The 13,120-nt window shown below is 61.2% G+C and carries 9 protein-coding genes and 1 pseudogene; 3 read left to right on the forward strand and 7 right to left on the reverse strand.

The window, feature by feature from the left end:
• Positions 1-39: 39 nt before the first annotated feature.
• Positions 40-609: a lipocalin family protein gene (locus tag PMI31_RS15040; RefSeq protein ID WP_008018935.1), complete on the reverse strand. Its 570-nt coding sequence runs from the start codon at positions 607-609 to the stop codon at positions 40-42.
• A gap of 30 nt (positions 610-639) precedes the next feature.
• Complete coding sequence (locus PMI31_RS15045; RefSeq protein ID WP_008018937.1) at positions 640-894, reverse strand: hypothetical protein; 255 nt, start codon at positions 892-894, stop codon at positions 640-642.
• Between the two features lie 292 nt (positions 895-1,186).
• Between PMI31_RS15045 and PMI31_RS31875 the strand changes: the two are divergent.
• A pseudogene (locus PMI31_RS31875) lies at positions 1,187-2,212 on the forward strand (HAMP domain-containing protein); the annotation flags it as partial.
• A gap of 90 nt (positions 2,213-2,302) precedes the next feature.
• Positions 2,303-3,067, forward strand: a complete 765-nt coding sequence (locus PMI31_RS31880; protein ID WP_443217012.1) for a methyl-accepting chemotaxis protein — start codon at positions 2,303-2,305, stop codon at positions 3,065-3,067.
• 103 nt (positions 3,068-3,170) lie between these two features.
• Here PMI31_RS31880 and PMI31_RS15055 read toward each other — a convergent pair whose 3' ends face one another.
• The 5 genes from PMI31_RS15055 to PMI31_RS15075 form a co-directional block, all read right to left on the reverse strand.
• A complete protein-coding gene (locus PMI31_RS15055) occupies positions 3,171-3,773 on the reverse strand; it encodes a DUF924 family protein (RefSeq protein WP_008018939.1) in 603 nt (200 codons plus the stop codon).
• Between the two features lie 3 nt (positions 3,774-3,776).
• A complete protein-coding gene (locus PMI31_RS15060) occupies positions 3,777-4,787 on the reverse strand; it encodes a class 1 fructose-bisphosphatase (RefSeq protein WP_008018940.1) in 1,011 nt (336 codons plus the stop codon).
• A 227-nt stretch (positions 4,788-5,014) separates the two neighbouring features.
• Positions 5,015-6,388: a DUF3999 domain-containing protein gene (locus PMI31_RS15065; RefSeq protein WP_008018941.1), complete on the reverse strand. Its 1,374-nt coding sequence runs from the start codon at positions 6,386-6,388 to the stop codon at positions 5,015-5,017.
• Positions 6,385-9,588 (reverse strand): DUF2339 domain-containing protein, encoded by a 3,204-nt coding sequence (locus PMI31_RS15070; protein ID WP_008018942.1) that lies wholly within the window; start codon positions 9,586-9,588, stop codon positions 6,385-6,387. Before PMI31_RS15070 ends, PMI31_RS15065 begins: the two co-directional genes overlap by 4 nt.
• A gap of 174 nt (positions 9,589-9,762) precedes the next feature.
• Positions 9,763-12,213: a glycogen/starch/alpha-glucan phosphorylase gene (locus PMI31_RS15075; RefSeq protein WP_008018943.1), complete on the reverse strand. Its 2,451-nt coding sequence runs from the start codon at positions 12,211-12,213 to the stop codon at positions 9,763-9,765.
• A 257-nt stretch (positions 12,214-12,470) separates the two neighbouring features.
• On the opposite strand from PMI31_RS15075, the gene PMI31_RS15080 reads away from it, so the two are divergent.
• Positions 12,471-12,908, forward strand: a complete 438-nt coding sequence (locus PMI31_RS15080) for a YkgJ family cysteine cluster protein (RefSeq protein WP_008018944.1) — start codon at positions 12,471-12,473, stop codon at positions 12,906-12,908.
• Positions 12,909-13,120 lie beyond the last annotated feature (212 nt).

The following is a 13,120-nucleotide window of genomic DNA, read 5'->3' on the forward strand; positions in this document are numbered from 1 at the left end:
GCATTCGCTGGCAAGCCAGCTCCTACACAGGGTATGTGCTTAGTTGGAGGTCTCGGCCATCTGCTGTTCCGACGCCCGCCAGATCAGCCGAGTGGTGTCGTAACCCTGCTGACGCGCCTTGCTCAGCAGCTCCTCACGCACCACACCGTTCACGGTCGGCGTGCGCGACAACAACCACAAATACTTCCGGCTTGGATCGCCGACAATGGCGGTCTTGTAGTCATCGCTGACGTACAGCACCCAGTATTCGCCCTTCGCCGTACCCGGAATCAGCCTGGAGAACCAGGTATCGAATTCGACCCACAGCTTGTCGTTCTTGCCGGGTTCCTGTGGAAAAGCCGTGCCCTTGACCTCTTCCCATTGCCACTGCGCCGTCAGGCAGCGGTTCAGCACCGCTACGTTACCGTCAGGCTTGAGCGTGTAATGGGCTTCGGATTGCGCGCAGTCGCGCTGGAAGTACATCGGCATGCGGGCCAGCTCGTACCAGGTGCCCTGGTAGCGCTTGAGGTTGACGCTTTTGACAGTCTTGGGGGCCAATGGGTCATGGCCAGGCGTGGCACAGCCGGCCAACATCAGGCCGGCAAAAAGGATGATCAATAACTGCTTCATTATTTTTCTCCCGTGGGCAAACGCCCCGGTTTACTTCAGGCCTTGGCCGGAAAACATCAGCACTTTGTCACCGGCGAACTGCACGCTGATAAAGCTGTTCTTGTCGCCCCAGGTGCAACTGGACATGCCGAGCGCGCCTGAACAATCGGCGGGTTTGCCCAACAGGGTTTCCACATCGGCCTTGGCCATGCCGGACGAGAGCTTCGAGTAGTTTTCCTGATTGACCTTGCTGCAGGCAGCCAGCAACACGCAGAACGAAAGCAGGGCGATGGAACGCAACGACATGGTGAAACTCCGGGGGGCGTAGGGGATTGGCATGGCTGCCAAGCTGAAGCTTAGAAGAGAAAACCCCTGTGAGGTTCCGTGCCCGGCAGGCTATTTGTCGGGCCACTCGTCTACCTTTTGCCGAAAATCAACCAGTTTCCTTGTTAATCGAGCATTTCGTCGTTTTTCAGCAAATCCGCCTAATCTTTGGCGCCGCTCAGTCGACATACAGGCAACGCAAAGTCATCTCGCTGGCATTTGCCCCCTTTTTGTAGACCAGACCCTCTGCGGTAGCTCATCCATGACCAGAAACATGAAGTTCAGCCACAAGATTTTGCTGGCTGCCGCCCTCGTGGTGGCCGTCGCATTCGCTTGTTTCATCCTGTTCAACGACTATCGCCAGCGCGAAACCTTGCACAACAGTACCGAAGCCTCGATGCAGGAACTCGGCAGCCTGACCACCAGCAACATCAAGACCTGGCTGGAAAGCCGCATGCAATTGCTGCAGTCGATGGCCCAACAGATCAGCGCCGATGGCAATGCTCCCGCTGGCCTGAAACGGATCATCGACCTGCCCGCCTACACCGGCAATTTCCAGCTCAGCTACTTCGGTGGCACCGACGGCGTAATGTTCTCGGTCCCGGCGGGCAACCGCGCGGCGGACTACGACCCACGCGCCCGTGGCTGGTACAAGGCGGCCAATAGCGCCCAACAGACCATCGTCACCGAACCGTACATTGCCGCGTCTTCCGGCAAGCTGGTCATCACCGTGGCCACCCCGGTGCAGCACCAGGGCCAGATGATCGGCGTCGCCGGCGCCGACATCGACCTGTCCAGCGTCAGCGCTATCATCAATTCGCTGAACTTCGGCGGCCACGGTCATGCGTTCATCGTCGGTGCCGACGGCAAGATCCTGATTCACCCGGACAGCAAGCTGGTGCTCAAGAGCCTGGCCGAGGCCTATCCGAGTGACACACCCAAAGTCAGCCCGGGCATGAAAGAAGTCGAGATCGATGGCAAGCGCCAGTTCATCTCGTTCACCCACGTCAACGGCGTGCCATCGGCGGACTGGTATGTGGCGCTGGTGCTCGACCAGGAAACGGCGTTCTCGATGCTCAGCGAGTTCCGCACCTCGGCGATCATCGCCATGGTGATTGCCGTGGTGATCATCATCGCCTTGCTGGGCATGCTCATCAGCCTGCTGATGCAGCCGCTGCTGACCATGGGTCGCGCCATGCATGACATCGCCGAAGGCGAAGGTGACCTGACCAAGCGCCTGACCATTCACGGCCACGACGAATTCGGCGCGCTGGGACTGTCGTTCAACCGTTTCGTCGAGCGCATTCATGCCTCGATCATCGAAGTGTCCTCGGCCACCGGCCAGGTCAACGAGGTGGCGTTGCGCGTGGTCGCAGCCTCCAACTCGTCGATGTTCAACTCCGACCAGCAAGCCTCGCGCACCAGCAGCGTGGCAGCGGCCATCAACCAGCTCGGGGCCGCCGCCCAGGAAATCGCCCAGAACGCCGCCCTGGCCTCGCAACATTCCAGCGATGCCCGCAGCCTGGCCGAAGACGGCCAGCAAGTGGTGGATAAAACCATCGCGGCGATGCAGCAGCTGTCGGCCAAGATCAGCGATTCGTGCGGCAACATCGAAACCCTCAACAGCAATACGGTCAACATCGGACAGATTCTGGAAGTGATTACCAGCATCTCCCAGCAAACCAACCTGCTGGCACTGAACGCCGCCATCGAAGCGGCGCGTGCTGGCGAGGCCGGTCGTGGTTTTGCCGTGGTGGCCGATGAGGTGCGCAACCTCGCTCACCGCACCCAGGACTCGGCGCAGCAAGTGCAAACGATGATCGAAGAGCTGCAAGTCGGCGCCCGGGCAGCGGTGGGCATCATGACCGACAGCCAGCGTCAGAGCGAAAGCAGCGTCGGTATCGCCAACCTGGCGGGCGAACGCCTGGGCAGCGTGACCCAGCGCATCGGTGAGATCGATGGCATGAACCAGTCGGTCGCCACCGCGACCGAAGAACAGACGGCCGTGGTGGAGTCGATCAACGTCGACATCACCGAGATCAACACGCTGAACCAGGAAGGTGTGGAGAACCTGCAGTCGACCTTGCGCGCGTGTGCCGATCTTGAGCAGCAGGCGGCGCGGTTGAAGCAGTTGGTGGGTAGTTTCAGAATCTAGGGCGCCCTCACCGGCCTCTTCGCTGACAAGCCAGCTCCTACAAGTGGAGATCTACTGTAGGAGCTGGCTTGCCAGCGAAGACGGCATCGGCCGCCCTGAAAATCTAGAACCTGGATCCCGGCTTCGAAAGAAACGCCAATTCCTCAGCCGTAGACTCCCGCCCCAACACCGCATTGCGATGCGGAAACCGTCCAAACTGCGCAATCACCTTCTGATGCCGCTCGGCATAGTCCAGGTAATCGCTGAACAGCGCCCGATCAGTCTCCGGCTGCTGCGCCAGCAGTTCGAGGTGGCGCGAGACGCCTTCGTTCTGCACCGCGAGGTTTTCGCTGTGCTCGAACACCAGGTAGATGAATACCCGCTGAATCGGCTGCAATTGCCGGTCGAAATCCGCGGCAATACCTTGGGCTACCAGCTTCTGCGCCCGGAGATCGCCTGCAAAGGCTTTGGGAGTATCGCGAAAGATCATTCGCGGGATTTGATCGAGTAACAGCACCAGGGCCAGCCAACCTTCGGGACGTTGCATCCACTCGGTCAATCCGCCGGCCAGTGCCTGCTCGGTCCAGTCCCCGAAACGCTCGCGCGCTTCGAGGTCCTGGCTGTCGCGCTTGCCGAACCATAACCTGCCCTTCTGCGCCGCCACTTCGCTCGCCGATCCGGAGCTTCCGAACCACCAATCAAGCAACGGCTGCCAGGGCGCGGTCATGGTTTATTCCTTGTGGTAAGCCGTGACGCGGGCCACTTCTTCTTTCGAACCGAGGAACACCGCAACACGCTGGTGCAGGCCTTCCGGCTGGATGTCGAGGATGCGCTGGTGGCCGTCGGTGGATGCGCCGCCCGCTTGTTCCACCAGGAACGACATCGGGTTGGCTTCGTACATCAGGCGCAGTTTGCCCGGCTTGGATGGCTCGCGGCTGTCGCGTGGGTACATGAACAGACCGCCGCGGGTCAGGATGCGGTGCACGTCGGCGACCATCGCAGCGACCCAGCGCATGTTGTAGTTCTTTTTCAACGGGCCTTCATCGCCTGCCAGCAATTCGCCGACGTAGCGCTGTACCGGTGCTTCCCAGTGACGCTGGTTGGACGCGTTGATGGCAAATTCCTGGGTGGATTCAGGAATGGTGATGTTTTCGTGGGTCAACACGAAGCTGCCCATTTCACGGTCCAGGGTGAAACCTTTCACGCCGTGGCCCAGGGTCAGGATCAGCATGGTCTGCGGACCGTAGATCGCGTAACCGGCAGCCACTTGCTGGGTACCTGGCTGCAGGAAGGCCTTTTCATTCAAGGGCTCGTTCTGGCTCAGGTATTCGTTCGGGCAACGCAGCACAGAGAAGATGGTGCCGACCGGGGCGTTGATGTCGATGTTCGACGAACCGTCCAGCGGGTCGAATACCAGCAGGTAGGCGCCTTTCGGGTATTTGCCCGGGATCTGGTAGGCGTTGTCCATTTCTTCGGACGCCATGCCAGCCAAGTGGCCGCCCCATTCGTTGGCTTCGAGCAGGATCTCGTTGGAGATCACGTCGAGCTTCTTCTGCACTTCGCCCTGGACGTTTTCAGTGCCCATGCTGCCCAGAACGCCACCCAAGGCGCCTTTGGACACGGCGTGGTTGATCTCCTTGCAGGCACGCGCCACCACTTCGATCAGGAAGCGCAGATCGGCAGGAGTGTTGTTGCTGCGGGTCTGCTCAATCAAATAGCGACTCAAGGTAACGCGGGACATGGACGGCTCCGGTGGAATGGGGGGGCTAAAAACCCGCGCAGTTTAACGCGAGTCGGGGCGCATTTCCTCCTATCAGACGTGATCGACTGAAGAGAGTTCATGTGCGGGGATGAGCGTAGTTGGAAAAGGGCTGGGTGCGAGCCGGAAAGTAGCGGTCATCTCAGCATTTTTATTGACTGAGATACCGCTATCGCGGGCAAGCCCGCTCCCACAAGGACAGCGCCAACCTATGATTTGGCCGGCGGCTTGCGCAGCAAGCTGAACGCCATCGCCACCAGGAACACTACGCAAAGCAACAACACCGCCCACAAGCCGAATTTCTTCCAGTTGGTGTCGATCGGCGCAGTCGTAGTGCCTGTCGACGGCTTCGCAGCCACCGCCCCGACATCCACCATGGCCCGGCCCAGGGTCGCGAGCTTCGCCGGGCTGTAATCCGGAATCAGCGTCGACAGCGGCAAGTTCGCCGCCTTCGCCGTCGCACTTCCCACGACCAGCGTGTAAGGCCCTGGCCCACGCGCCAGAAACACCAGTTGCGTGGCGCGCACGGCAAACTTCAGCGTTGGCGCCTGATCACCCAGGCCGCCGCCGCGCTCATCCACGGTCAGTTTCAATTGCTGCACGATTTGCCCTGACAACTGCAATTCGTTTTGCACCACATCCTGACCGTTCTGGGTCAGGCGATAGAGCAGACCGCTGCCCAACGGCTGCCATGGCAGGCTGCTGTCGCGCCGACCGGCCAGGCTCACCGGCGCCAAGCTGTTGGGCTGGCTCAACTCGACCTGCACTCGCTCGACATTCAGCCCCATCGGCAACTGCCAGGTGTACTCACCCGCCTTCACGCTGCTGCCGGCCAACGCCTGGGACCAGACCAACGGCAGCGGCAGGCTGCGGGTACTGCTGCTTTGCAATTGCGCCGACGTCAGTGTCGGTGCCGAATGCGGTGTGATCCACAGCAATCGCAAGTAGCGCGCCGACTGCCCCGGCAGGCCGACCTCATGCTGTTCGACCCGCTCGTCGGAAAAGCTCAGGCGCGCCACCTGCCCTTCACCCCAGGATTGCCAATGCTGCAAATCGTCGCTGGCTTCGAGGGTGAAACGCTGGAAGCCGTCGTGCTCGCTGGTCCAGTCGAGGATCAATTGCTGCAACGGCGCCTTGATGGCGGACGCGTCAAGCAACCAGCCGCGCAACTCCTCCTCGCCCGCCTCCAGCTGACTGGAGGGTTGCACTTCGATCAAGGTGCCATTGGTGTTCGATTGCACCCGCACGCTCGGCGCGGTTTCAGTGGCATCCACCGAGCTGTACAACGGAAACCATTTCACCTCGTTCAAGGTGCGGGTTTCTCTGCTCTGCGCCGACTCCCGGGCCAAGGCATACGCCTGAACATCGCCCACGGCATTGAACACACGCACATCGCTCAGGTCAGCCTGCCGTGCATTCAGTTGCACGCTCAGGGGCAGTTCAAGGCGATACCAAGGGCCTTCGCCCGCCACCGCCAAGGGCACTTGGGTGGTGAAGTCCGCCGGTTTTTCCTGAGCAACCGCCGACAACACCACACCCATTGCAGCAACGCCCAGCCAACCCAGCTTCAGCTTCTGACTCAAGACGACACTCCTTCGGATTCCGGGGCCGGTTTCTCGGTATCCAGCACAGCTTCGGCGCGTTTGGGCGGCAGCGGGGCGAAATAGCCCACCACCAGCAGCAACACGCCGACTCCGATAAACGACACGATTCGCGCCAGCCCGCCGCGATTACTCAACTCAACAAAGAACAGCTTGGCCACGACCACGCCGATCAAGACAGCACCGATCAGCCAGATTTCACGGCGGCGAAGCAAATGGCCGCCGATCATCAGGCTCAGGGCCATCAAGGTCCAGACGATGGACAGGCCGGCCTGTACACGCATCGACTCCAGCAACGGACCCAGCTCGAACGGCACCCCGCTCCAATGGTGCGCCGTACGCATGACCAAGGCGGTAAAGAACACGAACAGCGAGGCACCTGCGACCCCTTGCGTGATTTTAGTGGCGTAATCCTTGCTGGCCGCCAGTAGCGTCATGGCACTGCGGGTCCAGACATGGACGCCGAACAACGCAAACAACAGGCCCAGCTCCAGCGGGTTGATCAATGGCACGTAGGGCAATGGCTCGGCATTGCCGTCACTGGCGACATTCGCCAGCCAGAACCAGCCAAGCATCAGTAAAGCCAGCGGCGCGGCAGCGTATACACGGTATTCCCTCGAATACGTCGACACGGGCCACGGCCACGTACGAGGTGCCGCCGCCAACACCAGATACAGACCTGGCAGAATCGCCCACCCCAACCAGCGCCAGGCGTTGTATTGCTCGGACAACACCAGCAAGCCATAGCGCAGCTCCAGAGCCAGCACCCCCATCAACAGCCAGCAGCCGAGCACATGGGCGACGCTTGGCACCAGCGCCGGCAGCATGGTCGCCAGGCGTCGCAGGGACATGAAATGCACGACGAACACCACAGCCCACGCTAGCCAGCCGAAGTTGGCCGCCGGGTGATAACGCGGGTGCCAGGCCGCGAGCAGCACCAGCGCCGCCGCGGGAATCAACACCGCGCAGAGCACTCCCAATGACGGCCAACTCAGGCGCAGTGCCAATACCGTCCACAGCGCAACACTCGCGGCAGCGACGCTCAACAGCAAGGTCGCCTGCATCGGCAACGGCGCAAAATGCAGCACGTCGATGACCCAGGCCAATGCCCACCAGCCTGCGCCCCACACCAGCAACGCCTGGGACAACCGCGACAGACTCGGCCCTGCCAGCGCTCCACGCGCATGCCCCATCTGCGAACGCCAGGCCCCGACCATCGCGGCCAGCCCCAGCATCAGCGGCGCCCAGAACCCGCCATGGGCCAGGGGGCGCAGGTCCTCACTGAACTGCGGCCCTGTCATCAGGAACAGCACACCACCCAACAATTGCACAGCGAGCGCGGTGTACACGAACGTGCGCGATGCCAGGCGCAAGCCAGCAAACAATGTCAACACCCCGGCCAATGCCCAACTGATCACCGTACCGTGACTGAAGAAAAACAATGGTGCCAGCAAATAGAGAAACGCCAGCCCGAGGCAAGCCAGGACTGGCAGGCCTTTCGGTTCCCAAGGCCGGATCTGTTCCGGCAAGGCTTTACGCAACTGGTAGAAGCTGAACAGCAACGCGACGCCAAGCAACAGCGCGCCTAACGGAACACCGCCGAGCAGGCTGCTCTCGCTGCTGTGCAACTCGCCGAGAAACGCCAGCGCCGCCGCCAATTGCAGCAGCAAGGCAAAGGCCCGGGCCAAGGGCCTTTGCTGGCGCAGACCGAGCCAGAAGATCCCCGCGCCTTCCACCGCCCACGCCGCCGTCGTCCAGCGCGCATCGAGCCCCAGCGGAATCGCCAGACTGGCGAAGATCACGCCCAAGGCCAAGCAAGTTTCCCCCAGCAACAGGGTGCGCCCGGCCATCAGCCAACGGGCGAGCCCCATGTAGATCATGCCCAGCGCCAAGGCACTGAACGCCGCTGCGAATTCCAGATGCTGCACCAGTGCGAACTGCAAACCGAAACCCACCAGTGGCGGGCCGAACAGCAGCGTGCCGTCGACGTAGTCACCCTTGCGCGCCGACCACTGCAGCAGCGCTTCGCGGCTGCCCTCTGCCGGTGCATCGCTCATCTCCATCAGCTTGCGCCGGGCGAACAGCAGACCGATGGCCAAGTACATCAGGAAAAATACAATCAGGAACGGCTCGGTGCTCCACAGCAACTCCGGCGAGTAGGAACGCAAGCCCCAGGCGAAACCGATGCCGAAGGTGCCGGTGAACCCGATGACATTCAGCAGCCGCCAGGCCTTGAACCAGGCGATGACGAGGATGCCGGCGTCGAGCAGGACAAAGTAGCTGAACAGCGCGACGTGGTTGCCGGCGCCGGTGGAGGCCAGGATGGGCGCGGCGAATCCGCCCAATGCGGCAGCGGCGGCCAGCCCCAGGGAGTCCTGGGTAATGGCGAGAATCGCCGAACAGACGGTCACCGCCACCAGCAGGCCGAACGCCGCCGAGGGATCGAGTAGCGGATGCAGGCGCATGGCGGCAAACACCGTCAGGTACAACACGGCAATCCCGGTACCTTGCAGGATCAACGCGTAACTGCCGTTGCGGGCCCTCAACCACCAGCCCAATCCGAGCAAGCCCAATGCTGCGGCCGCTACGCCGGCGTAACGCAATTCAAGCGGCACCACCATGCCTTCGGTGGCGTAGCGCAGCAGAAAGGCCAGGCCGAGGAACAGCAACACCACGCCAACCCGCAACACGGTATTGCCGCCGAACAGCCAGGCCCGGGCGCGGCCGATCGCGCGCTCGATGAGATTCGGGCCACGCGGCGTGACAGGCGGTTGCGCTTGGCGAGCGGTCGTCTCGGATTTCCAGGCATCGATAGTCGGGCGACTGATTTCGCTGGCCGCTGCGGGGATCGGCTCGAGTTCGGGCGGCAGTTCCCAGACCAATTCCGGGGTTGCGGCAGGGGCTTCATCAACGAGGATTTCAGGTGATGCAGGCGGTTCGCGGCTTTCCGGCGCCTTGACGCCCGAGGCTTCGAGCGCTGCCAGCCGTTGCTCTACCGCCTGAAGCGCAACCTGCGCCTGATCCAGCAAGCGCTGCTGCTCGACTGCCCGAATGTCCATACGAGCAATTCGAACGGCCTGGCCGATACCCAATCCGAGTAATGCGCCCAGCAGTGCCTCACTGAATGACTCGTCGAGCATCCAGCCGAGCACCAGCCCGATCAGCATGAAAATCCATTGCATGGTCGATATCCCTAAGCCGCCTCGTCATGAGGCAAGTCCAAGCGGTACAGCGTCTGATCAGTCTAGTGTGAAAACACCACAATCAAGCTGATTCCTACCGCTCGGCAGTCCGGCGCCCAGTATATCGATCCGGCCCGGCAACAACCGGGCCTTGCTCGCAGTTCTGGCTGAAAACTACTCCAGTGCCTTCCAGATTTCCGTGGCGTACTCGCGAATGGTCCGGTCCGACGAGAACCAGCCCATCCGCGCCGTGTTCAATACTGCTGAACGCCACCATTCCTTGGAGTCGTGCCAATGGGCTTCGACACGCATCTGCGCGCTCCAGTAGGAGTCGAAATCGGCGCAGACCAGGAAGCGGTCGTAATCCACCAGCGAATCGATCAACCCGGTGTAACGGGACGGATCATCCGGGGAGAACACCCCGCCACGAATCGCTTGCAGCACATCGTTCAGACGATGGGACGCAGCGATGTCCGGTGCGGCACTGAACTCATGGTTTTGCTTGCGCGCTTCCACCTGCTGCGCGCTGAGGCCGAAGATGAACATGTGCTCGGCGCCGATGCGGTCGCACATTTCCACATTGGCCCCGTCCAGGGTGCCGATGGTCAGCGCGCCGTTCAGGCCGAACTTCATGTTGCTGGTGCCTGACGCTTCGAAACCGGCGGTGGAGATCTGCTCGGACAAGTCAGCTGCCGGAATGATGCTCTCCGCCAGGCTGACGTTGTAGTTGGGCAGGAACACCACCTTGAGCAAGCCGCGCACGGTCGGGTCGTTGTTCACCACCCGGGCGATGTCGTTGGTCAGCTTGATGATCAGTTTGGCCTGGTGATAACTCGCGGCAGCCTTGCCGGCGAAGATTTTCACCCGTGGCACCCAGTCGATTTCCGGTTCCGCGCGGATCGCCTGGTACAACGCCACGGTGTGCATCAGGTTGAGCAACTGGCGTTTGTATTCGTGGATCCGCTTGACCTGCACGTCGAACATCGCCGCCGGGTTGACCGCGACACCCAACCGCTCATGGATCAGGTACGCCAGGGCTTTCTTGCTGTGCAGGCGTTGTTCGGCGAACGCCTTGCGGAACGTGTTTTTCTCGGCGAACGGTTCGAGGGCGAGCAAACGCTGTTCCGGGTTATCCAGTACCGCGGGGCCCAGGGCATCGACCAGCATCGAAGTCAGCTCGGGGTTGGCCTGGTACAGCCAGCGGCGAAAGGTAATGCCGTTGGTCTTGTTGTTGATTCGCTCCGGGTACAGCTTGTGCAATTCGGAGAACACCGTCTTGCGCATCAGTTGGGTGTGCAACCCGGACACACCGTTGACGCTGTGGGAGCCGAGAAACGCCAGGTTGCCCATGCGCACCCGACGACCGTTGTCTTCCTCGATCAGCGACACCGCGCGCAGTACGTCGAAATCGTGAATGCCTTTGGCCCGCAGGGAGTCGATGTGGTGGGCGTTGATCAGGTAAATGATCTGCATGTGCCGCGGCAACATGCGCTCCATCAAGCCGACCGGCCAGGTTTCCAGCGCTTCGGGCAGCAATGTGTGGTTGGTGTAGGACAGCGTATCGACGGTGACCTGCCACGCCGCATCCCATGCCACGTCATAGACGTCGACCAGTTGCCGCATCAGTTCAGCCACGGCTATCGAGGGGTGAGTGTCGTTAAGCTGGATCGAGGCGTGATCGCCCAAGGTCAGCACCGAGGTGTGCATGTTGCGATGGCGGCGCAGCAGATCCTGCAATGAGGCGGCGACGAAGAAATACTCCTGACGCAGGCGCAACTCCTGGCCGGCCTCGGTGCTGTCCGCCGGGTACAGCACCCGGGAGATACTCTCGGCCCGGGCCACTTCAGCCACGGCGCCCAGGTGATCACCGGCGTTGAAACGCTCCAGATGCAGGTCTTCCATGGCCCGGGCACGCCACAGGCGCAGCGTATTGACGCTCGCCCCGCGCCAGCCGACCACCGGCGTGTCATAGGCAATGGCCCGTACGGTTTCCGCCGGGTGCCAGACTTGTCGGGACTTGCCGGTGTCGTCGGTGAGGGTCTCGACACTGCCGCCGAAACCGATGGTGTAAGCCACTTCCGGCCGCTCGAACTCCCACGGGTTGCCGAAATCCAGCCAGTGTTCGGTCTGTTCCTGCTGCCAGCCATCGACAATTGCCTGGCGGAACAACCCGTGCTCATAGCGGATGCCGTAGCCATGACCGGCGATGCCGAGGGTCGACATGCTTTCCAGGAAACACGCTGCCAGACGCCCAAGGCCACCGTTGCCCAGGGCCGCATCGGGCTCCAGCAGGCGGATGCGCTCAAGGTCGACACCGAGTTCGGTCAGGGCTTCACGGGCGACGTCGAGCAGGCCAAGGTTGCTCAGGCTGTCGAACAACAGCCGACCGATGAGGAATTCCAAGGAGAGGTAATAGACGCGCTTCTGACCTTTGCGGTAGATCTGCCGCGTGTGGTCCATCCAGTGCTCGACCATGTGGTCCCGCGCGGCCAGGGCAATGGCTTCGAACCAGTCATGGTCGAAGGCGTGATCCGGGTCTTTACCCACTGCATAAGTGAGTTTGGTCAAGACGGCGTCGCGGAATGCGGCCACCTCTGCTTCGCGAACAAGTGGTTCTTGAGTCATCGATAGGACCTCGAGCGAGCTTGGAGTTGTCTGAGCCTAGACGGTCTGACAGGCGGTAGAGGCTCTGGTTCGGCAGTTTTTCCCTTGAATACGAGCTGAATCGACAATGCGTTGTCATGTGCCTGATTGAATGCAGGGCCCGTGCCGTTTTTTCCGGTTGTTTGCACCGCTTGCGAAAAAAACTGGCGAAAGGTTGTTCAAAAATCCACCAGTCCCGGTATGATCGCGCGCCCTGATGCACACGCTGGTAACAAACGATGATGAAGCCGAACCTGATCGCTGCCGCAGAGATCGACCGCCTCGATACCTGGGCCAAGTACTCTGCCCCGATGTGCGGCTCGTGCATGTCCAGCTGCTGCACCTTGCCCGTCGAGGTCAAGATCAAGGACCTGATCCGCATCGGCGTGGTCGATGAGTTCGAGCTGGGTGATCCGCCGAAGAACATCGCCAAACGTCTGCAAAAGGAAGGTCTGGTCGAGCGTTTCAACCAGAAGTCAGGAATCTTTACCCTCCAGCGCATGAGCAACAACGATTGCCTGTACCTGGATCGTAAGAGCCGTCTGTGCACTATTTATGAAAAGCGCCCGGATACTTGCCGCAACCACCCGAAAATCGGCCCGCGGCCAGGGTATTGCGCTTATAAGCCAAAAGAAGTGGAGCGTGAGCGCAATTCGCGGAGTATCGAGCGGTTCTGATAGTTCCTGATGAATATGGCGGCTGATCGGCCGCCTTCGCTGGCAAGCCAGCTCCCACAGGGTTCAAGGTGAAACACAAATTGTGTGAACACCAATAATACCTGTGGGAGCTGGCTTGCCAGGGATGAGGCCGGTACTAACGCCACATAAATCGCAGACAAACAAAAACGCCCCCGGCCTTTCGACCGGGGGCGTTTTTTTAAGCCTGGCTA

Origin of the sequence: Pseudomonas sp. GM55 (assembly GCF_000282395.1) — a bacterium.
In the GTDB taxonomy this organism is placed as follows: Bacteria; Pseudomonadota; Gammaproteobacteria; order Pseudomonadales; family Pseudomonadaceae; genus Aquipseudomonas; species Aquipseudomonas fluorescens_CC.

Coding starts and splice junctions, on each gene's coding strand:
- PMI31_RS15055 (WP_008018939.1), bottom strand. CDS start 3,773: ATGACCGCGCCCTGGCAGCCGTTGCTTGATTGGTGGTTCGGAAGCTCC.
- PMI31_RS15045 (WP_008018937.1), bottom strand. CDS start 894: ATGTCGTTGCGTTCCATCGCCCTGCTTTCGTTCTGCGTGTTGCTGGCT.
- PMI31_RS15060 (WP_008018940.1), bottom strand. CDS start 4,787: ATGTCCCGCGTTACCTTGAGTCGCTATTTGATTGAGCAGACCCGCAGC.
- PMI31_RS31880 (WP_443217012.1), top strand. CDS start 2,303: ATGTTCAACTCCGACCAGCAAGCCTCGCGCACCAGCAGCGTGGCAGCG.
- PMI31_RS15080 (WP_008018944.1), top strand. CDS start 12,471: ATGATGAAGCCGAACCTGATCGCTGCCGCAGAGATCGACCGCCTCGAT.
- PMI31_RS15070 (WP_008018942.1), bottom strand. CDS start 9,588: ATGCAATGGATTTTCATGCTGATCGGGCTGGTGCTCGGCTGGATGCTC.
- PMI31_RS15040 (WP_008018935.1), bottom strand. CDS start 609: ATGAAGCAGTTATTGATCATCCTTTTTGCCGGCCTGATGTTGGCCGGC.
- PMI31_RS15075 (WP_008018943.1), bottom strand. CDS start 12,213: ATGACTCAAGAACCACTTGTTCGCGAAGCAGAGGTGGCCGCATTCCGC.